This window comes from Azospirillum brasilense (assembly GCF_022023855.1).
Taxonomy (GTDB): Bacteria; Pseudomonadota; Alphaproteobacteria; order Azospirillales; family Azospirillaceae; genus Azospirillum; species Azospirillum brasilense_F.
In genome coordinates this window covers 470,210-490,926 of the sequence record NZ_CP059449.1, presented here as the reverse complement: position 1 = coordinate 490,926, position 20,717 = coordinate 470,210, and the positions used below count along the sequence as shown (strand labels likewise).

17 protein-coding genes are annotated in these 20,717 nt (G+C 65.0%); 6 read left to right on the top strand and 11 right to left on the bottom strand.

Annotated elements, in window-relative coordinates:
• The first annotated feature begins 526 nt into the window (after positions 1 to 526).
• Positions 527 to 655: an integrase core domain-containing protein gene (locus tag H1Q64_RS34075; protein ID WP_419468816.1), complete on the top strand. Its 129-nt coding sequence runs from the start codon at positions 527 to 529 to the stop codon at positions 653 to 655.
• Entirely contained in the window at positions 616 to 885 is a 270-nt protein-coding gene (locus H1Q64_RS02280) for a hypothetical protein (protein ID WP_237904217.1), read from the top strand. Before H1Q64_RS34075 ends, H1Q64_RS02280 begins: the two co-directional genes overlap by 40 nt.
• 81 nt (positions 886 to 966) lie before the next feature.
• Here H1Q64_RS02280 and H1Q64_RS02275 read toward each other — a convergent pair whose 3' ends face one another.
• Positions 967 to 1,389, bottom strand: a complete 423-nt coding sequence (locus H1Q64_RS02275) for a hypothetical protein (protein WP_237904216.1) — start codon at positions 1,387 to 1,389, stop codon at positions 967 to 969.
• 316 nt (positions 1,390 to 1,705) lie between these two features.
• On the opposite strand from H1Q64_RS02275, the gene H1Q64_RS02270 reads away from it, so the two are divergent.
• The 3 genes from H1Q64_RS02270 to H1Q64_RS02260 all read left to right on the top strand — a co-directional run bounded on the left by H1Q64_RS02270 (position 1,706) and on the right by H1Q64_RS02260 (position 7,452).
• The gene (locus tag H1Q64_RS02270) at positions 1,706 to 2,173 is read left to right on the top strand and encodes a hypothetical protein (protein WP_237904215.1); all 468 of its coding nucleotides are present in this window, start codon (positions 1,706 to 1,708) and stop codon (positions 2,171 to 2,173) included.
• Positions 2,174 to 2,285: 112 nt separating this feature from the next.
• Positions 2,286 to 5,168: a hypothetical protein gene (locus tag H1Q64_RS02265; RefSeq protein WP_237904214.1), complete on the top strand. Its 2,883-nt coding sequence runs from the start codon at positions 2,286 to 2,288 to the stop codon at positions 5,166 to 5,168.
• Positions 5,137 to 7,452, top strand: a complete 2,316-nt coding sequence (locus tag H1Q64_RS02260) for a hypothetical protein (RefSeq protein WP_237904213.1) — start codon at positions 5,137 to 5,139, stop codon at positions 7,450 to 7,452. Before H1Q64_RS02265 ends, H1Q64_RS02260 begins: the two co-directional genes overlap by 32 nt.
• Positions 7,453 to 8,187: 735 nt before the next feature.
• Here the strand turns inward: H1Q64_RS02260 and H1Q64_RS02255 are convergent.
• The 6 genes from H1Q64_RS02255 to H1Q64_RS02230 form a co-directional block, all read right to left on the bottom strand.
• The gene (locus H1Q64_RS02255; RefSeq protein ID WP_237904212.1) at positions 8,188 to 9,030 is read right to left on the bottom strand and encodes an alpha/beta hydrolase; all 843 of its coding nucleotides are present in this window, start codon (positions 9,028 to 9,030) and stop codon (positions 8,188 to 8,190) included.
• Entirely contained in the window at positions 9,020 to 9,721 is a 702-nt protein-coding gene (locus H1Q64_RS02250; protein WP_237904211.1) for an ABC transporter ATP-binding protein, read from the bottom strand. Before H1Q64_RS02250 ends, H1Q64_RS02255 begins: the two co-directional genes overlap by 11 nt.
• Positions 9,721 to 10,494, bottom strand: a complete 774-nt coding sequence (locus tag H1Q64_RS02245) for an ABC transporter ATP-binding protein (protein ID WP_237904210.1) — start codon at positions 10,492 to 10,494, stop codon at positions 9,721 to 9,723. The genes H1Q64_RS02250 and H1Q64_RS02245 overlap by 1 nt, the downstream gene beginning before the upstream one ends.
• The gene (locus H1Q64_RS02240) at positions 10,491 to 11,510 is read right to left on the bottom strand and encodes a branched-chain amino acid ABC transporter permease (protein ID WP_237904209.1); all 1,020 of its coding nucleotides are present in this window, start codon (positions 11,508 to 11,510) and stop codon (positions 10,491 to 10,493) included. The genes H1Q64_RS02245 and H1Q64_RS02240 overlap by 4 nt, the downstream gene beginning before the upstream one ends.
• Positions 11,511 to 11,631: 121 nt before the next feature.
• On the bottom strand, positions 11,632 to 13,005 hold the full coding sequence (locus H1Q64_RS02235; protein WP_237904208.1) for a hypothetical protein: 1,374 nt from the start codon (positions 13,003 to 13,005) through the stop codon (positions 11,632 to 11,634).
• Between the two features lie 201 nt (positions 13,006 to 13,206).
• A complete protein-coding gene (locus tag H1Q64_RS02230) occupies positions 13,207 to 14,583 on the bottom strand; it encodes a hypothetical protein (RefSeq protein WP_237904207.1) in 1,377 nt (458 codons plus the stop codon).
• Between the two features lie 253 nt (positions 14,584 to 14,836).
• Here H1Q64_RS02230 and queC point away from each other — a divergent pair, with 253 nt between their 5' ends.
• Positions 14,837 to 15,532, top strand: a complete 696-nt coding sequence (queC, locus tag H1Q64_RS02225; RefSeq protein WP_237904206.1) for a 7-cyano-7-deazaguanine synthase QueC — start codon at positions 14,837 to 14,839, stop codon at positions 15,530 to 15,532.
• A 162-nt stretch (positions 15,533 to 15,694) separates the two neighbouring features.
• On the opposite strand, the gene H1Q64_RS02220 is transcribed toward queC, so the two are convergent.
• The 4 genes from H1Q64_RS02220 to H1Q64_RS02205 all read right to left on the bottom strand — a co-directional run bounded on the left by H1Q64_RS02220 (position 15,695) and on the right by H1Q64_RS02205 (position 20,614).
• Positions 15,695 to 16,609 carry a branched-chain amino acid ABC transporter permease gene (locus H1Q64_RS02220; protein WP_145625052.1) on the bottom strand — a complete coding sequence of 305 codons (915 nt, stop codon included), beginning with the start codon at positions 16,607 to 16,609 and terminating at the stop codon, positions 15,695 to 15,697.
• Between the two features lie 22 nt (positions 16,610 to 16,631).
• Positions 16,632 to 17,798 carry an ABC transporter substrate-binding protein gene (locus tag H1Q64_RS02215; RefSeq protein ID WP_237904205.1) on the bottom strand — a complete coding sequence of 389 codons (1,167 nt, stop codon included), beginning with the start codon at positions 17,796 to 17,798 and terminating at the stop codon, positions 16,632 to 16,634.
• A 51-nt stretch (positions 17,799 to 17,849) separates the two neighbouring features.
• A complete protein-coding gene (locus tag H1Q64_RS02210; protein WP_237904204.1) occupies positions 17,850 to 18,488 on the bottom strand; it encodes a hypothetical protein in 639 nt (212 codons plus the stop codon).
• A gap of 116 nt (positions 18,489 to 18,604) precedes the next feature.
• The gene (locus H1Q64_RS02205; protein ID WP_237904203.1) at positions 18,605 to 20,614 is read right to left on the bottom strand and encodes a HAMP domain-containing methyl-accepting chemotaxis protein; all 2,010 of its coding nucleotides are present in this window, start codon (positions 20,612 to 20,614) and stop codon (positions 18,605 to 18,607) included.
• Between the last annotated feature and the right edge of the window lie 103 nt (positions 20,615 to 20,717).

Below are 20,717 nucleotides of genomic sequence, written 5' to 3'. Positions count from 1 at the left end.
TGTTTGATGGCGGAACGTTGTTGTGACCCAGTCTGTTGGGCCATTCAGGACTATAGCTGCTGGATCAAAGGGCGCCTAGCCGCAATACCGTTCAGGTGGATTTGATCTGGATGTAGTCTGGATAATGGCAGGATTTCCGGGCGATGGGCCGGGGTCCTGCCCGGCACCGGGTTGGAAAGTTGCTCATTTTACGTTTGACGGCGCGTGGGGCTCGCCGGTCCCGGCTTTGGTCGGCGGGATGGGCGATGATCTCGTCGAGGACGGAGCGATGCCGGCGCTCCTGGTCTTCAGGGGGAAAGCGCGGCGTCGAACGGGATGTTGCGCCGGATGACACGCACGGCGTCGAGAAAGGACAGAGTGTCCGGGTCGCGGCCGTCCCGGCAACTCGCCTCGTGCATCAGCTTGCGGATGGCGAATCCTCAAAGAGGCCGTCGCCGCCTTTCCCTTCCAGGTCACCTACGTCCTGACCGACCGCGACAGCTGCTTCACCGCCGACGGCTTCGAGGCCGCCTGCCGCGCCCTGAGCGTGCAGCACCGCACGACCAAGCCCTACACGCCGCAAACCAACGGCATGGTCGAACGCTTCAACGGCCGCATCGGACGGGAGGTGCTGGTATGTGCATCGGCACTCACGAAGCCCTGGAGCGCCTGCTGAACGGCTACCGGCTCGCCTACAACGCCCGCCGACAGCGCGTCCTCACCGGCCGCTCCCCCAACGACGTCGTCCGTGAGCGCGTCGCCGACAAACCCGACCTGGCCAACCCGGCCTATCGGCCGCCCAGTCCGTGCGACCTCACGAAAACCAAGCTGGCCGCCCAGCTCACGGTGTATGCCGCCAAGGACGTGTCACCACCGGACACCAATCGAGTTGCGGAATGTGGATGAGGTCTTGCAGGACGACCGGAAGGACTAAGCTGTTCAACAGCGATCAGCTCACCTGCTCACGTGGAGACTGCCAAAGTAGTGTTAGAACGGCAGCATCGGTTCGCTGCCGCCCTGAATGCGGCCATCCAGACGCGCGATGATTGGGCCCATGGCCAGGAACACTGTGGCGGGGTCGTCGACGGCAAATTGCACCCGCCCAGATGACGCCGTCTTCAACGCGGCACCGGCCCCACTGAGCACGAGCACTTGGCTCTTTAGATCCGCGGGCGGTTTTGTTTCCATTTCCAGGGCGATCCGCTCGATTTGAGATCGTATGGGACTTATGGATAAGCCCAACTGCGTAAGTTCCTTCACGACACTCAAGAGGATCAAATGGGAATATCGTAGCTTGGGCCGCTTTCCTACAAGCGCCGGCACGCCCGACAGCACCTTGCGCCAGTGCTTGAACTCCTCCTCCGTGACCTCGGTGAGCTCCCGGGCCTGCTTTCCTGAAAAGGCGGACATGATTTGACACCACAAGGAATGGGGGCTAGGGCTCGCATCTCAGGCGAGGCAGACACAAAGTCTGGTGGATTACCCACTTGCAATCGGGGGCAAACCCCTGCACAATGGATAAATCGTAGCAAGTGAAGCGTGGACATGCAACCAAATGCCTCAAATTGCTGCGGGTTTCCCTGCAAAGCGGCCTTGCGTTACAGCCGGCCAATCGCTAGCTTCCTCGCTTCCTCGGGAGTTTGGGTCCATGATGGCATGCGCTGAGGCTAGGAACCGACAGTCGGGTTCTGTTGTTCTGTCAGGAACTCGAGAGGGATAGGACGCCATGATCCCCCAGCTTCGCAGCCAGCACGCCGTGGACAGCACCCATCCAAAGGTTCTGGTCATTAGCGAGGACCCTTTCAGTTTGGCCGCACTGAGCGACAAGCTGTCCCATAGCCGCAGACAGCCCGTCGACGTCGTACGCCTGAGCGCCCCCGAATATGCCGTGGAGGCCGTTGACCGTCACAAGCCGGACGTGATCGTCACCGACTCCTGGTACGGCCGCCTGGGCCAGGAATGCTGGCGGGTCCTAGACTCGCTGATGCGCCGCCGCCCCAACCTTCAAGTGGTCGTAATAGACGACTTCAACGAAGTGTCTCCCAGCCGCGCACCCACCAACCGCGGCCAGACCAGGATTGCCCGGGATGCGGCACGGCAGGACAACATACTCTTGGATGTCGTCTATGACGTCGCCCGGAGGTCGTCACCTGCCCGGCCACGCCGCCGCTGGATGGCCCAGATTGCCCGCTGACGCGAGTTAGGCTGACACCCAACCGCCCAACTCCTTTTTGGACTTGGCGTGTTGATATTGAACCCGTTCCGCGGGTATTCTCTCGCCGCATCAAAAGCGAGAGGGGCACCGCATGCCTTCGGCCGACAAAAAATGGATCGAACGGCTCAGTGAGCTGTCGAAGGCAGCGCTGCCGCAACAGGAACTTGCGGACCTTTATCCCGAACAGCAGCAGGCTGTGGAACGCGTTGTGCTGGGAGTCCAGGCGCAGGCGGTCCGGCATCACCGTCAGGCTGGGAAGGAAGAAACGAAATTCTACAAGGACGCGAATGGGGACCGCATCAGCCCACGATGGCGTCGGCGCAACGGGCGCCATCAACAGCCCCACAACGTGTTGGTGATTGACGGTGAACGCGGCAGTGGCAAGACGACCACGCTTCTGAAGATCAAGGAAATTCTCAACGCATTGACGCTCCGCGGCTTGCCGAATCAGACGGACCGGGATCCGGGAGTGGTGAAGCTCGGGTTCGAAACGCTTGAGATCGAGACCACCCGCCGCACCGCTCTCGTGCAACCCATCATCATCCCCAGCAGCATGCTCGAGCATGAGATGCCGATGGAGGCCGTTCTGGCCGAAATCGAGGATGAACTCCTGCGCCGACTCGACGCGGAGCATGGCGACAGCCGACGGCAAAAGGAGTTGCAGGCGACCCTGAACGAGCTCAGGGACGAGGTCCATGTCGGCTGGACGTTCGCTCACAGCCAGGGGCAGACGGCTCTCGTCAACGACGCTCTGGACTTCAAGGACTACGCCCGCAACCGGGCTACCTACAACATCTACGCCTACCAGCGCATTGAGGCGTGGCACGGTTTCGTCGACGCTCTGCTCGAAGTGGTCAATTGCGAGTTGCTCGTCCTGGTATTCGACGATACGGACTTGGCTCCGTATGGTGGAGACAGAATTCTCAACGATGTCCGGCAGTACCTTGCGCACCCGCGGGTCGTCACCATTATAGCCGCGGATGTCGGGCGCCTATCCCGTGAGATAGCCCGGCAGCGATTCAGCAAGAACCCAGACCTCATCAAAGCCCTCCGCGTCCTCGATCAGGCCGAGCCCATCGACGCTCGGGCGGGACGCTTATTCAGTCTGTGGAGTGACACAACCGATGTTGTGCTGGCGGAAATCGACAAAACGCTCCCGCCGAGCCGCCGGCACCGCTTGTCGATACCGGACCGCTCCCACCTCGAATCCCTTCCCAAGGAGCGAACCCTAACGGAAATCTTTGTCAGCCAGTTCGTTGCCCATGCGCTGGCTGCCAAGACTCATACCGAGCCGGAGAGGGCTGCCGAAAGCCTACGATTGGCCCTGGAATGGTGGTTTGCCACGTCGGAGCACAGCGCGCTATTCGTGGACTCGGTTCGAGGTTTGGTCAGCTTCCTCGATGGAGTCTTCTACGACCAATACCGCCGCACCGGCGATCTGTTTCCGCGCGCTGACCACAAACCCTTACCAACGCTTCTGCTCGGTTATCACAAGGCACGCGACTTGCGCGCCGCCATGAAGGAAACTGACCACATCGGCGAAGCCATTCTGGCCGAACAAATGGTAAGCGGCTGGCTCGCCGACGATACGAAACAATACATGCCGGGAGGGACGTACTCCCAAAGCGTCTGTGACTATTGGCTCGATGTCCATATTGGCGGCAACCAGTTGGATGCCAGGGGTGTAGAAGCCCTTTCACATTGGATCCCAGCCCATTTTGCCAGGATACTGCCACCGGAGAGGCGGAACGACCTCCCTGAAGCACGATACGGAATCGCTGGATACTACCAGCGGTCATTTCTCCCCTGGTCCTGCCTCTACGTGTTTCAGCTCCGTTACCTCGACAGCCTGATGCTGGAGGTGTCCTCGGAGAGCAAGTACATCTACCACCCAGATCTTAGTAAGCCGTTTGAGGAAATAAACCGCACCGATGTTTTGGCATTCTCAAGGTGGAACACGGTCGAGAAGGCCATTGCACGAGGGAAAGCGCGCGAAACGGTACCTTTCGAATTATTACAAGACGGAATCCGCTACCGGGACGTCACAACGACATTCATGCAGCATGCATGGGTCTTCTCACATGTGAAAGGAGATGGGATATCCACCTGGGACGCGCTGTGCGTCAAGATTGACAGCCAACTTTCTCGCGGCCACGCGGACATTGGCGACATTTGGCGCGATCTCGCTGCCCTCGGTGATATTGCTCTAAGCTTTTCTCAGTTCGCCCGGGACCTGATACGGAACGCAGCGGAAGCTGAAAGGCAGAGGCACTTCCTCGTCGTTATGTGGGTTCTCTCGGCCCACTTGGCCCGTCTAGGAAACGACTTCAAAGCAATTCACTACCCACAAACAACATTGCCGATCGGCATTTCACTGAGCCCCTCTCCCGGCAATCGCTCCCAATGCCGGCTTAAGATGCTGGTTAATCTGGCAGAATCAGTGCAGGATCGCAGTCCCCGCACGTTCATTCTGCACGTCTGGAGCCTAGTCCCAATCGCGCGCGGGTTGTTCTGGATCGGCGACGGGCCGCTCGATGACGACACCGCCGTCTCGGTGTGGACATCCGTTCGTAAGCTGATGATTGCGGCCGCAGACAAGCTGACGCAGTTGCGCGCACCCAGCGAAAAGCCGCCACTTGTTCAGACCATGGCGAACATCAAGGTCCGCGCGTGGGGCAGACCCGAAGGCAAGGATGTTTACCCCACCCAGCCGGAGGATATGCTGCAACCGGAAGACCTGCTGACCTGGAACTTTCCGGACGCAACCTTCCACCTGGACGCCATTGCCGCTGACCTAACCGACACGGCGGAATGGCTCAAAGACCAACTCGCCGAGTTCGAGAGGCTGAAAACCACGATCGCCGCGGATGCGTCGCTCACGGAAAAAGTCGATCTGATTGCCCGTTTCCTCGACATCGGCCGCGTCCCGGCAGGAAAGATCCATGAGCAGCTTGTTGGGGATAAGCCGGCTTGATCTCGCGATCGAGTTGATCCGATGGCGCGCACGGCTCTCGTGGGGAACCGTCGAGCTTCCCGGGCCGTTGGAGATGGCCAGGCACTTCGCCAACCATCTCCTGCACCGCAACCCGGAGCGTCATCAGGAGGTAATCGAGGTTGCTGTCGAGGACTTCTTCGCCAAGCACCGGCGGTTGACCGACTGGTGGAGCGCAGTGCTGACCAGCGGCGACATCGACGTCAAGGTCTATTCCTGCGAGCCGCGGATCGCACGCCCGTCGCTGGCGAACTGGCGGTCGGCAATGGCGCGGTTGGACCATGACGCCTTGGTGACGCTGAACCTGTTGGGGCAGTCTCCCGCCCCCTGCAACATTGACAAGTCCCTGCAGGCGCTTTCCAAGTGGCGAGTGTTTCCCGGCATCTGGGACCCCGACTTGAGCACGATCTGCGCCCGCGGGCTGGCCGACACCCACGTGCACTTCGAGGCGAGCGATCCCGTTCCGGTGCTGTGGGCGAGGCTCATGGCTGAGGACGTCCGACTCGAAGCGGTTCCGCGCTACAATGACGCCAAATTGGAGGAGATCCGGAGCAACGGCGAGCGCCTGTCGAACCGGCTGTGGGAACGGGATCTCATCCAGGATGCCATGACGTTCCGGCGGCGCACACTTCGGCACTGGCGGGAAAGCCTCGACGTTCCCAAGGCATCCCGAACCGCCAGTTCGGCCGAGCATCTGTATCAGGAACGCTGGTTTCTCATGCATTCCTGGCAGCGCCTACTCGCAGGATACAATCGTCTCCACGGGGACGAAAACCAGGATTTCGAGAAGGGCTTCGATCAATACCTCGTCGCGAAGAGCATCTTCCTGTCCGAGCAGCAGCAGTTTCCAGGCTCCGGTGCCGGATTGTCGCGCTTCCGCGAATACCTCGACCGCGCTGAACCCCTGAGCGAGAAACGCGCCGTCAAGGCGCCGCGGGCTCTCCGCCAGAGAATGCGCCGACTGGCCGATCTCGCCCTGGAATGCCCCTCGACCAGACGCCTCGAGTTGAGGATCGCTCCCAAGGATAAAGCCGTCAAATGGTTCCAGTACATGCGGAACTGGAAGCAGGTACGGAACGGTTTGGATGGGCCGTACGACATCGGCTTCGTCGTCCACTTCATCCGCAATCCCAAGGCTCGATCTACTAATCTTGGCCATTTTGGCAGTCTGCGGGCCGACCTGGACCGCAAGACTGCCATCCTCCACCTCTTTCGTCACAAGCACCCAGCTTTGGCGTCCTCGATCGTCGGCTTGGATGTCGCGAACCTCGAACGGGGCTGCGCCCCAGACATCTTCATTCCGTTCCTGCGGCTGCTGCGCGGCGACGTCGGACCGCTTGCGACTCCAGACAGCGCAGAAAGAATCGTTCCGGAGCACTGGAGCCGGCTATCGGACCGTGGCCTGCACGTCCACTCCTTCACGTTGCCCCGCCTCGGTCAGACCTACCATGCCGGAGAGGATTTTTTCCACGTCGTCACAGGCCTCCGACACATTGACCTGCTGGTTACCCATCTGCTGGAGCAGCGTGACCGCATCGGACATGGGCTGGCGCTGGGCCTCGACACGCCGATGTGGCTGGCAAGAAACCACTCGCGCATTCAGATGCCCCAAGGTGTGCTGCTCGACGATCTGGTTTGGCTGCGCAAGACGCTGCTGGTTGCGGGCGCGCTACCTCCCGCGGATCTCGCCGACATCGATCGAGAGATCTGCAAGCTGAGCCAGGCAATCTATGGAAAGGTGATCCCGGTCAGCGTGCTGGAACTCCTTGCCGACGAACGCACGCACTTGCCGCCGCGTCCTACACCCGAGGGGCAGGGAAGCATGGACGACCCGGTCCACCTCTTCGCCCACGAAACGTGGAACCGGGAGGTTCAGAGAAAGCGAGACAGTATAGCCGGCAGCAAATCCATTGCCGTCCTGAACGCACAAGCGCCTCGGATCGCTCATGCCCAAAAGGTGGTCTGTGAGAAAATGTATGAACGGGGAATTTGCCTGGAAATCAACCCAACCAGCAACATGACCACCGGCGCGGTGAAAAACATGCAGGAGCATCCTGCCTTCAACATCCTGAAGATGACCGAAGGACGCGCTCGTATATCCGTAAATACCGATGACCCAGGTGTGTTTGCCACGAGACTGGATCAGGAATTCGCCATCCTGCTCGATACAATCGTAAAGCAGAAAGAAAAGACATTGCCAGAGGCGCTTCTCTTGATCGAGAAGCTACGAGAGTGTGGATACGAAAGCACATTCCTCACCATCTGACTGCACTGCAGCGCGATGGAGATTTCTAGCTACGCTCTCCGCATGAGCGCAATTTACTCGCACAAGTATAATATACTTACATGGGAAAACTTGTTTGCATACGACAATCTAAACTCGGAGTCAAGCACAACATGCGCAAACTTTTCCGCTGAGCCGAATCGCAATTACGATAAATATCAATCGGTTACATACTATTTACGTGCAGACATTTTTGTCGGCCCATACGAGTAGCGCGATGAAGTCGCTTGAGTGTTTGGTGGCGCTGGTATGCACCAACCTCTGCCGGCTTACCGCGTTCCAGGCCCCGAGCAGCCCGGCGGCGCGCCAACCCGGGTGCCGGGATGCGCAGGTCGCCGCCCCGCGGCGCCCAGCAGCGGGCCAGATAGGGACTGTGAGGAATTCCGTGTACGGGCCATAACCGAGGGACCGAAGGAGGCCCTGTATGGCACGACGCAAACAGCCCAGCATCCCGGACCAGCTGCTCGATCAACTGCTCGCCGGGGTCGATCCGAAGAGCGCCTTTGCCAAGCCGCCCTCGGTGGAAGATACAACGAACTCCTCTCACACATAGGCTGATTTCACGGATCGTTCCCACATAATGCCGGCCCGTGCTCCCAAATATAGGTGCCAAATCGAGCCCGTCCCTCTGCCTCACTCCCATCCAAGCCTGAAACCGACAACGAAGAAGCCTTCCCAACCGGGAAGGCTTTTTTCGTTTCAGGCCTGGGGCGTCTCTCAGCTGTCCTTGAGCATCGCCAGCGCCGCCTCGAACAGCAGGCTGCCCGGTTCGGCGAAGCGGTCGACCACGCTGAAATGGTCGGCGCCCGGCTCCACGATCTCCCGCACCGCGTTGCCCTGCGCGGCCCAGGCCAGGGCGTAGTCGGCCTGCTGGCGGTGCATGGCGTCGGTCTCAAGGCCGCCCAGCGCCGGCATCAGCAGCGGGGCCGGGGCGGGAACGGCGTGGATCGGGCTCAGCCGTCGCGCCGAGTCGGGATTGAGCCGCAGCTGCTCGTTCACCTCGAAGCCGAGCATCGGTTCCAGGTCGTAAAGGCCGCTGATCGGGATGCCGCCGGCCACGCGGTCGCGATTCTCCGAGACGAGCTTGGCCGTCAGGTGGCCGCCTGCCGAATGGCCGGACACCACTACCCGCCGGGGAACGCCGCCGAAGCTGGCCGCGTTGGCGATCACCCAGTCCAGCCCGGCCTGGGCGTGGCCGCACAACTCGTCCATCGTCACGTCCGGGCACAGGCCGTAGCCGAGCAGGACGACCGCCACCCCGCGCTCCACATAGGGCGCGGCGATGAAGGAATGCAGGTCCTTCGACAGGGCCCGCCAGTAGCCGCCATGGATGAAGACCAGCACCGGCGCGCCCTCTCCGGCCGGGAAGACGTCGGCGCGCTGGCGCGGGTGCGGGCCGGTGGGAATGTCATAGCGCCCGCCGAGCCGGGCGCGCACCGCCTCGCTCTCCGCCTGCCAGCGGGCGAAATAGGCCGGGTGCTCCGGCACCAGCTTGCGGAAATTGTACTGGCGGTCGATCTCGGCGGCGGTCATGCCGGAAAACAGGGGGTCAGACGCCAAGATAGCGCTCCTTCAACGTGGGGTCGGCGAGCAGGGCGGCGGAACTGCCGGACCACACCAGCCGCCCCTTCTCGATGACGTGATGGCGGTCGGCCAGGGCGGCGAGGGCGTGCACGTTCTTGTCCACCACCAAGATTGCCTGCCCCTCATCCTTCAGGCGGGCGAGGCAGTCCCAGATCTCCTGGCGGACCAGCGGGGCCAGCCCCTCCGTCGCCTCGTCGAGGATCAGCAGCTTGGGGTTGGTCATCAGGGCGCGCCCGACGGCGAGCATCTGCTGCTCCCCGCCCGACAGGTTGCGGGCGAGGTTGCCGGCGCGCTCGGCCAGCCGGGGGAACAGGGCGTGCACGCGCTCCACCGTCCAGGGATCGGACCGCCCGAAGCGGTTGGCGGCGGTGGCGATCAGGTTCTCGCGCACGGTCAGGGTGGGGAAGACCTGCCGCCCCTCCGGCACCAGAGCGATGCCGGCCCGCGCGATGCGGTGCGGCGGGCGGCCGGCGATCTCCGTGCCCTCGAAGGCGATGGAGCCGCCGGTCGGCGCCACGAGGCCCATGATGGCCTTGATGGTCGTCGTCTTGCCCATGCCGTTGCGGCCCATCAGGGTCACCGCCTCGCCGGCGTCGACGGACAGCTCCATGCCGAACAGCGCCTGGCTGGAGCCGTAGGCGGCGGTCAGGTTGGCGACGCGCAGCATCAGGCCACCTCCAGCTCGTCGCCGAGATAGGCCTCGCGCACCGCCGGGTCGTTGCGGATCTGCTCCGGGGTACCGCTAGCGAGGTCCTTGCCGCGCACCAGAACGGTGATGCGGTCGGCCAGCGCGAAGACGGCGTCCATGTCGTGCTCCACCAGCAGGATCGTCACGCCGCCCTTCAGCTCCCGCAGCAGTTCGACCATGCGGGCCGAGTCCTCCGGCCCCATGCCGGCCATCGGCTCGTCGAGCAGCAGCAGCCGCGGCCCGGTCGCCAGAGCCATCGCCAGCTCAAGCTGCCGCTTCTCGCCATGGGCCAGCGCGTCGGCGCGGGTGTCGGCCCGGTCGCCCAGCCCGACCCGTTCCAGCACGGAGCGGGCGGGGTCGGCCAGCCGCCGGTCGCACCCGGCGTCGCGCCAGAAGCGGAAGCTGTGCCCGGCGTGGGCCTGCACCGCCAGCGCCACGTTGTCGAGCGCGGTGAAGCTGGGGAAGATCGAGGTGATCTGGAAGCTGCGCGCCAGCCCGCGCTGCGCCCGCTTGTGCACGGGCAGGCGGGTCACGTCGCGCCCGTCGAACAGGATGGTTCCAGAATCGGGGGTCAGTTCCCCCGACAGCTGGCCGATCAGGGTGGTCTTGCCCGCTCCGTTCGGGCCGATCAGGGCGTGCAGCTCCCCCTCCGCGACGGACAGCGAGAGGCCGTCGGTGGCGGCCAGCCCGCCGAAGCGCTTGACCAGCGAATCGGTGCTCAGAAGGGGGGGGCTCGATAGCGGGCGGCTCATGGGCGCCTCCCCGCGACGACGCCCCACAATCCTTTGCGGGCATACAGCACCAGAAGGATCAGCACCGGCCCCAGCACGATCTTCCAATGCTCGCCCAGCCCGGCGTGGGCAAGGTCCATCAGCTCCGGCACGAACTCCTCCAGCAGCAGGAGGGCGGCGGCACCCAGCACCGGGCCGATCAGCGTGCCGATGCCGCCCAGCACGACCATCACGATCAGGTCGCCCGAGCGGCTCCAATGCAGATACTGCGGCCCGACGAACATGGTGGCGTTGGCGAGCAGCGCCCCGGCCAGCCCGGCCAGCGCCCCGGCGATGACGAAGGCGACGAGCTTGTAGCGGGTGACCGGGTAGCCGAGGGCGGCCATCCGCCGCTCGTTGTCCTTGGCGCCGCGGATCACCCGCCCGAAGCGGGAGTTGACCAGCCGCCAGCCCAGCGCCAAGGCCGCCACCAGAAGCCCGAGCACCACGTAATAGAAGGTGGTGTGGTCGGTGATGTTCAGCGGGGCGGGCAGGGTGGAGCGGCTCCACAGCGCGATGCCGTCGTCCCCGCCATAGGCCTTCAAACCGGTCATCAGATAGAAGAGCATCTGGGCGAAGGCCAGCGTGATCATGATGAAGGGCACGCCGGTGGTACGCAGCGAGATCGCCCCCACCGGCAGCGCCGCCAGCGCCCCGGCCAGCATGGCCAGCGGCCAGACGATCAGCCCGTTCACCGTGCCGGGAAAGCCGAACAGCGTCGATCCGTCCGACTGGTGGGCGAACAGGATGCCCACGGCATAACCGCCGATCCCGACGAAGGCGGCGTGGCCGAAGCTGACCATCCCGCCGAAGCCCAGGATCAGGTCGAGGCTGACCGCCGCCAGGGCGAAGACCAGGATGCGCGTCGCCAGCCGCACGTAGAAGGGCTCCCCCATCCAGTCGGCGACAGTCGGAAGCGCCAGCGCGATGGCCAGCAGGATCAGCAGGGCGATGCGGGGGCGGGAGAGCAGGGCGGTTCGGGGTGCGGTCGGGGGCATGGAGGGCCGGAAAAGAGGGGCGGTCAACCAATCGGTAGGCCCGTCTTTTCGCACAGATGGGCGGGCTTGAACACAAAAGGTCGCGCCGACGGCGGGTGCCCGCCCGCTTAGCCCCGCCTGCTCACCCCCAGGGCGTGTCGTGGTGGCGCCGCCGCCGCGACCGCTGGAGGAGCTGGCGTTCGGTGCAGCGCTTCATGTGCTCCGGCACCTCCGAGTCCTCGCCGATGATGGGGCCGCTCAGATAGGCGGCGCCCGCGGCCTCCGCCGCTTCCAGCTCCACCGGGTTTCGGATGCCGTCCACGTAGGCGAACATGCCGAACTTGCGCGGTCCGGGGCAGAAGGTCTGCACCCGCTCCAGGATGTGCGGCTCGTCCTCCCGCCCGTCCAGCCGCAGTCCGACCCCCTTGACGCCGGCGGTGGCGTAGACCGACAGGTCGCCCGCGTCGTCGTGCAGGATGACCATGGCGGCGCGGGCGAAGGGGCGCAGCATCGCCACGATCTCCGCCAGCCGCCCATAGGGAACGCCGGCCGGCAGCCCGTCCAGCTCGAAGGCCAGGAAGGGCATCAGCACGCGCGGGATCATCCGGCAGGCCTGGATGTATTCACGCCGCCGCCGGCTGGAGGCGAGCGTGCCGAAATGGACGGGGATGGTCTGGGCGTAGCGGAATTTGTTGGCGTACAGCTCGTTGTAGGTGCTGACCGCGAGGCTCAGCGTCTCCATGTCGAGGTCGAAGACGGTCTCCTCGCGCTCCGGGTCGAAGGAGTCCATCAGGTTCAGATAGCGGGCCGTGTCCGCATCGGTGCGGCAGCAGTAGGTCGACACCACCTTGTGCTTCACGTCGAAGACCGGACGGAACAGCACCTTGGGCCGGCTCTGCGGCGTGATGGTGTCCGTCGGCATCTCGGTCCAGTGCGGGTGCCGCGCCTCCGCCGCCGGAATGGCGCCGTCCGCCGCCGCGGGAGAAGCCGGCGCGGCGCCTTCCGGCTTGTGGACGGCGTCCTTGAGCAGGTCGGCCAGCCGCGCGGTGTCCAGGGCGACCCCGCCGCCGACATCGACCACCGCGGTCTTGACGGTGATGCGCCGCGTGTCGGCGTGGCCCAGCAGCGCTTGGTGCAGGCTTTCCATCACCTTGCTGCAGGTCAGTTGCGCCGCCTTCCGGTCGGCCTGGGCGAAGACGATGATGTAGTGGTTCTCGCCATAGCGGAACCAGACGTCGCGCGGCGACAGCACCTTCTTGAGCATGCGCTCGGTGTAGACGTGCACCCGCTCGTTTACGCTTCCCCAGCGGTCGCCCAGCTCATTCCGGATCTCATCGAGGCCGATCAGGTGGACGGACCCCGCGGTGACCGTCTGGCTGTGCGTCAGAATCTGCCGGGCGCGTTCCTTGAAGGACTCGTCGATCGATTGGGTGGAGGACGGAGCCAAGGACGGGATGAGGCCGTCGTCGTGTTTCGGTGGGGCGTTGTCCGGACCGGAGGGATGGTGTGTGACCATGGCCGAGCTTCCCTTTCCGGTTGTGGGGAGCGCGAACCCAAAGGCAGGGCAGCCCTGGAATGGGTGCGAACTTGAATGGATCGACTGCACAAACAGCATGATCCTTTCGCACTTGCTAATGCGTTAACGAAAGCGTGGGGCCGGCCTTTGCAGACGGTCTATGCGAAAAGAAGCGTCCTTTTCCGAACGTGCCTATGCCGGCTAGCGCCGTGCCTTGACTCTGGCCCTCATCAGCATCTGCTTTTCGGTGCAGCGCCGCATGTGTTCGGGAACGTCGGAATCCTTGCCGACCACGGGCCCGCTGACATAGGCCGCCCCGGCTTCGATCGCCGCCTGAAACTGTTCGATGTTGCGGATGCCGTCCAGATAGGCGAACAGACCGTGTTTGCGTGGGATGGGGCAGAAGGCGTTGATCTTGTCGATGCAGCGCTGATCGCCGTCCCGGAAATCCATGGCCAGCCCGACGCCCTTGACGCCGGCGTTGGCGTAAACCGCGATGTCGGGGGTTTCCTCCCTCAGGATAATGATGGTGGCGCGGCCGAAGGGGCGCAGCATGGTGACCATCTCGGCCAGCCGGCCGTTTGGAATGCCTTGCGGCAATCCTTCCAGCTCGAAGGCCAGGAAGGGGATCAGGCAATTGGGGATCATCCGGCAGGACTGGAGATACTCCCGCCGCCGCCGCACCGAGGCGAGGGTCTCGAAATGGACGGGGATGGTCTGGGCGTAACGGAATTTGTTCTTGTACAGCTCATTGTAGGTGCGGACGGCATGGCACAGGGTCTCCATGTCGTAATCGAAGATGGCCTCCTCCTGCAGGACGTCATCCGCGGTGATCTGGTTGATGTGCCGGCAGGTGTGGAGATCCGGCCGGCAGGTGTAGGTGGAGATCACCTTGTTTCGCACATCGTAGACCGGGCGGAACAGCACCTTGGGCCGCGGCGGCGGCTCACCGTTCCCGAGCGCGAAATCCGTCAGAGACAGGCGCTGCCTCTCCTCGAACCGCTTCCCGGGCTGCGGCTTGGCGGACGGTCGTTCCGAAGGGTAGGCCGCGTGGAGCAGCAAGTCGTCCAACCGTGCGCTGCCGACCGCGACGCTGCCGTCGATTTCCACCAGCGCGGTCTTGACGATGATCTGGCTGGTGTCGCTGTGTCCCAGCAAGGCCTGATGAAGGTCTTCGACGATCTTCCCGCAGATCAGCTGGGCCGCCTGTATGTCCGCGTGGGCGAACACGATGATGAATTGGGCCTCGCCGTGCCGGAACCACACGTCGTGAGGAGAGAGCATCTTTTCGAGCAGGCGGGTGGTGTAGATCTGGACCCGCTCCTTTACCCGCTCCCAGCGGTCGCCGAGCTGGGCCCGGATGTCCTCCAGACCGATCAGATGCACCGCTCCGGCAGTGATGACCCGTCCGCTGAACAGGATTTCCTTCGCGCGGTCCCGGAAGGCCGCGTCGTTCAGATGGCAGGAGGATTGGCAATCCGCCGCCTTGGCGGCGCCGGTGCAGTCACAGGTGGGGCCAGTGCAGGGCGATTCCGCGTGTTCGTCCTGGGCGCTGGGCGGCGGTTGGACTGCATTCACGGCGATGTCTCCCCTGCAACCGGCGGAGGTCGCGGTGCCGGTTCTATGCCTGCTTTCTGAAAGTTCGTCGTGTCAACAACAATGCCCTAACGGGAATTTCCGAAGCGTTAACAGCCTGAGGTTTTTTCGATCCGGCCACGGGGATGTTGCGCGGCGTCTGCCGTCGGCGTTGACCCATGGACAAGGATGGGATTATGCCGGGCCGGCCGTGTGGCCATGGGAAAGGCCAGTAGCCATGGAAAAGGATTGAGACATGAACGCGAAGAATGCGGTGGTGCTGGTCAGCGGCGGTCTGGATTCGACGACGGTGCTGGCCATCGCGCGCGAGCAGGGGTACCGGCTGAACGCGCTCAGCTTCCGCTATGGGCAGCGCCACGCGGTGGAGCTGGAAGCGGCCAAGCGCGTCGCCGCGGCCATGGCGGTGGACCGCCACGTCATCGCCGACATCGACTTGCGGGCCTTCGGCGGCTCCGCGCTGACCGACGCCATTGACGTGCCCAAGCACGCCAGCGCGGCCGACCTGGGGACGGGCATCCCGGTGACCTACGTCCCGGCGCGCAACACGGTGTTCCTGTCCTTCGCGCTGGCCTGGGCGGAGACGCTGAATGCGTCGGACATCTTCATCGGCGTGAACGCGCTGGATTATTCCGGCTATCCGGACTGCCGCCCCGAATACATCGCCGCCTTCGAGACCATGGCGAACCTCGCCACCAAGGCGGGGGTGGAGGGGACCAGCCGGTTCAAGATCCACGCCCCGCTGATGACCCTCGACAAGGCGGGCATCATCCGCCGTGGGTTGGAGCTGGGGGTGGATTACGGCCTGACCCACTCCTGCTACGACCCGGCGCCCGACGGCACCGCCTGCGGCTCCTGCGACAGCTGCCTGCTGCGGCTGAAAGGCTTCCAGGAGGCCGGGCTGGTCGATCCGGTGGCCTACGGGCCGCGGTGAGGGTTCGGATTCTCGGCGGGCAACAGGGACTTCACGGATTTCGCGGATTTAGGCATGGATTTCTTTTTGCCTGTGCCCAGCGCGCGCTCGCCGAAACGTCTCGCGCTGCGCACGGATCAGAAAAATCCGTGAAGCCCTTGTTGCCCCCAAGAATCCCGAACCTCAGTGTGCCGGGAACAGACCCTTGGGCTTGATCGCCAGGACCACCGCCATCAGCACGTAGATCGCCATGGAGGCGAGCGCGGCCCCGGCGGCGCTGGCGTTGGCGGCGTCCATCACCAGACGGAAGGCGGCGGGCAGCAGGGCGCGGCCCAGCGTGTCCACCATGCCGACCAGCAGGGCGCCGGCCAGCGCCCCGCGGATCGAGCCGATGCCGCCGATCACGATGACCACGAAGGTCAGGATCAGGATCTGCTCGCCCATGCCGACCTGAACGGCCAGCACCGGCCCGGCCATGGCGCCGGCCAGCCCGGCCAGTCCGCAGCCCAGCGCGAAGACCAGCCCGAACAGCCGCCGGACGTCCACCCCCAGCGCCATCACCATCTCGCGGTTGGTGGCACCGGCGCGGATCAGCATGCCGACCCGCGTGCGGGCGATCAGCAGCCACAGGAACACCGCCACGGCGATGCCCACCGCGAGGATCGCCAGCCGGAAGGCCGGGTATTTCAGCCCGAACAGGTCCACCGTTCCGGCCAGCGCCGCCGGCGGGTTCAGGAAGATGGGGACCGGGCCGAAGACGATCTTCACCAGCTCGTTGAAGAACAGGATCAGCCCGAAGGTCGCCAGCACCTGATCCAGGTGGTCGCGGCGGTAGAGCGTGCGCAGCGCCACCGCCTCCACCACCAGCCCGAGCAGCGCCGTCAGCAGCACCGCCGCCGCCAGCGCCAGCGGGAAGCTGTCCAGCACCGGGACCAGCGCCGCCGTCAGGTAGGCGCCGACCATGTAGAAGGTGCCGTGGGCGAGGTTGATGAGGTCCATGATGCCGAAGACGAGCGTCAGCCCGGCGGCCATCAGGAACAGCATCACGCCGAGCTGAAGCCCGTTCAGCCCCTGTTCGACGAGGAGGAGCGCGTCCATTCTCCGGCGTCCTGCCTGCGCCTCACTTCATCGGGCAGTCTTTGACGTAGGCGTCGGCGTGGTTGGTGAAGACCGTGGCGACGGTCTTGTTGGTCACCGCACCGTCGGCACCCTTGACCACCTCGCGCAGGTAGATGTTGTGGATCGGGTAGTGGTTGGTGTTGAAGGCCACCTCGCCGCGCAGGCTCTGGAGCTTGGCCGAGGCCAGGGCGGCGCGCAGCTTGTCCTTGTCCTTCAGGTTGCCGCCGACCGCCTTCACGGCCGTGTCGATCAGCAGCGCCGTGTCGTAGCCCTGGGCGGCGTACATGGACGGGATGCGCCCGTACTTGGCCTTGAAGTCGGCGACGAACTTCTTGTTGGCGGCGTTGTCGAGGTCGGGGCTCCACTGCGCGGAGTTCTTCACGCCGAGCGCGGACTCGCCGACCGCCGCCAGGATGTCCTGGTCGAAGGAGAAGCCGGGGCCGAACAGCGGCACGGCGCCCTTCAGCCCGGCCTGCTCGTACTGCTTGATGAAGTTGATGCCCATGCCGCCGGGGTAGAAGACGTAGACGGCGGCCGGCGCCGCGGCCTTGAGCTGCGCCAGCTCCGCCGCGTAGTCGAGCTGCCCGACCTGGGTGTAGACCTCGCCCGCGACCTCGCCCTTGTAGTAGCGCTTGAAGCCGGCCAGACCGTCTTTGCCCGCTGGGTAGTTGGGGGCCATCAGATAGACCTTCTTGAAGCCCTCGTCCTGGACGTGCTTGCCCACGGCCTCGTGAATCTGGTCGTTCTGGTAGGCGGCGTTGAAGAAATACGGGTTGCACTGCGCGCCCGCCAGCTGCGACGGGCCGGCGTTCGGGCTGATGAAGAAGGTCTGCCCACCGGCCAGCGTCGGCAGCATGGCCAGTGCGAGGTTCGACCAGACCACGCCGGTCACCACCTGCACGCGGTCGCGCTCGACCATGCGGTTGGCGAGGCCGACGGCGACGTCGGGCTTCTGCTGGTCGTCCGCCTCGATGACCTGGGTGTCCTGCCCGCCCAGCTTGCCGCCCGCATGCTCCACCGCCAGCGCGAAGCCGTCGCGGATGTCGATGCCCAGGCCCGCACCGGGGCCGGACAGGGTGGTGATCATGCCGATCTTCAGCGTGTCCGCCGCCGCCGGGGTGGCGAGCAGGGCCAGCGCGGAGGCCAGCGTAAGCAGGTTGCGGGTCATGACGGTCCAGCCTCCAGGGGATTTATGATTGATTTATGGGCAGTGCAGATTTTAGGCAGCCCGCAGCCGTCCGTCCGCCCAGGCGCGCGCCGTGGACGGGCGGCCTTCGGCGTCGATCAGGCCGCGGGTGAAGAGTTCCTCGACGTGGCGGATGAAGAAGGCGGCGGTGCTCTCCCGCTCCCAGCGCTCCATCCAGTTCTGCTCCAGGAAGGCGAGGATCGCCGGCTGGCCCAGCTCGGCCTCCCACAGCACGCCGAGCAGGGAGGTCTGCTGCTCCTCGTGCATGCATTCCTCGAAGGTCAGCTTCTGCTGGCTGCGCGCCTCCTTGCGCAGCGTCGTCTCCGGCCCCGGCCCCAGGCCGAAGTCGTAGAGCGGACGGCGCTCGGGCGCGGCGACCAGCCAATGGGCGACCTCATGAACGATGACCGTCGATTCCACGTCGGTGCGGATGACTTCGCCGTCCCACATGAAGGAGGCGTTCGGCGGCTCGTCCAGCGTGCCGATGCCGTGGGCGTGAGCCAGCCGCACCGCTTCGGCGCGCTGCTCCGGCGTGTCGACGCCGCCGGGCACCGGCCACGTCGCGGCGATGCGCCGGAAGGCGGCGAGGGGCAGGGGCTTGCCGGCCAGCAGGCGCTCGAAGGTCGCCAGGGCCTCCGGCATCGTCTCGGCCGGGATCGGGGTCAGGATCATGATGGGAAAAGCATTCCGGGGTGCGCAATGACCCTATTTGCCCAACAGGGCCGGCGCGGCGCAAGAAAAACCCCTCCTCCATCGCAATCGGATGGAGGGGGGTGAAGACGAGACCATCAGGCCGCCCGCATGTCGGTCAGGAAGCGGGAGACGAAACCGCGCAGCCCCTCGGCCTCGCCGCTCAGCCCGTCGGCGGCGTCGAGCACCTGGCGGGAGGCGTCGCCGGTGGCTTCCGCCGCCTGGGTCACCCCGGCGATGTTGCCCGAAACTTCCTGCGTGCCGCGGGCGGCCTGCTGGACGTTGCGGCTGATCTCCTGGGTGGCCGCACCCTGCTCTTCGACCGCTGCGGCGATGGTGGTGGAGATGTGGCTGATTTCGCCGATCACGCGGCCGATCTCGGCGATTGCCCCGGCGGCCTCGCGGCTGACCTGCTGGATGCCGGCGATCTGGCCGGAGATGTCCTCCGTCGCCTTGGCGGTCTGGTTGGCGAGGCTCTTGACCTCCGACGCGACGACGGCAAAACCCTTGCCGGCCTCGCCCGCGCGGGCGGCCTCGATGGTGGCGTTCAGCGCCAGCAGGTTGGTCTGGCTGGCGATGTCGTTGATGAGCTGCACCACCTCGCCGATGCGCTGGGCAGCGTCGACCAGCCCGCGCACGGTGGTGTCGGTCCGTTCGGCGGTGCTGACCGCCTGCCCGGCGATGCTGTTGCTTTGGGCGACTTGCCGGCTGATCTCCTGGATCGAACTGGTCAGCTCCTCCGCGGCGGCGGCGACGGTCTCCACGTTGGCGGTGGCCTGGGTCGATGCGGCGGCGACGGCGCTGGCCTGCCGGGTGGTCTGCTCGGCGGTGACCGACATGCCCTGGGCCGTGCTGTTGAGCTGGGTGGCGGCGGAGGAGACGCGGGACAGCACCTCCATCACCATGCGGTCGAACTCGCGGGTCAGGGAGTCGATGCGCTCCGACCGCTCCCGGCGGGTCGCATGCTCGGCGGCCTGCTCGGCGGCCATGCGGTCGGCGTCGATCAGGCTGTGCTTGAAGACCTCGACGGCCTTGGCCATGCCGCCGATCTCATCGCCGCGGCCCAGGCCGGGCACGTCCACCCGGCGGTCGCCGCCGGCCAGACGGGTCATGGTGTCGGTCATCGACACGATGGGCCGCGACAGGCCGCGCCCGATCATCAGGGCGGAGATCAGCCCGAGCAGGACGGCGACCGCGGCGGCGGCGGTGGTCATCGTCCGGGCGCGGTCGATGTTCTCCGTGGCGGTGGTGCCGAGCGCCGCCTGCTGGCGGGCGCTGGCGTCGCGCAGCTGTTCGACCCGCGCGTTGACGGTCGGGCCGAGCGTCTCCAGCACCTGCGAGACCAGCTCGTCCCGCTTGGTGGTGGCGACGACGACCTTCTCGAACTGGGTGGCGAAGACGCGCTGGTAGGCCAGGAAGGACGAGGCGCCGCGACGGCGCTCCAGCTCGGTCAGCTTGGCGAGCATCGCGTTGCCGCGTTCGCGGGCGCTCTGAAGCTCCTTGCGGAAGCTGTCGGCGCTCTCCGTCGAACCGTCGGTCAGGAAGCGGTTGACGGCGTTGCGGGCGGACAGGAAATGGCGGGACGCCATGCCCGCCTGATAGGCGGCCTCGGTGTCGCCGTCCTCGTAGGCGCTGTCCATGACGCCGCTGAGCGCCTTCTCCATCTTGATCCCGAGGTCCAGAAGCTCCGCCGACGCCTCGTTGCGGGTCGCCTGGAACTCCATGATGCGGGTGAAGGCCTCGCGGTATTGGCCCAGTTCGTTGTCCATCTGGGTCACCGTGCGGTTCAGCGTCGGCTCGGTGAACAGGGTCTTGGCCTCGTCGATCCGCCCGTCGAGATCGGCGGCCAGTGAGTCCACCGTGTGGGCGGTCTCCTCGCTGCCGGTCAGCAGGAAGGTCTTGGCCTGGAGCTGGACCTCCAGCATCGTCGCCTGGATGCGTCCAACCTCCGTGGTCTGCCGGGCCAGCGTCTGATAGGTCGCGAAGCCGTCCTTCGCGTCGGTCAGCGCGTAGACTCCGACGCCGCCGATGGCGACCAGGAAGAGGAGAACCCCGGCGTTCGCCGCCGTGATCTTGGTGCCGACCCGCAGATGGTTGAACAGGCTCATGGTCGGGAAAACTCCGGATGAGGCTGAATGGTTTAGATGCAAAACATGGCAGTGTCGGCTTACCAATTCATTAAGTGTGCCAACCGGTTTCCGGTCCCCAAAG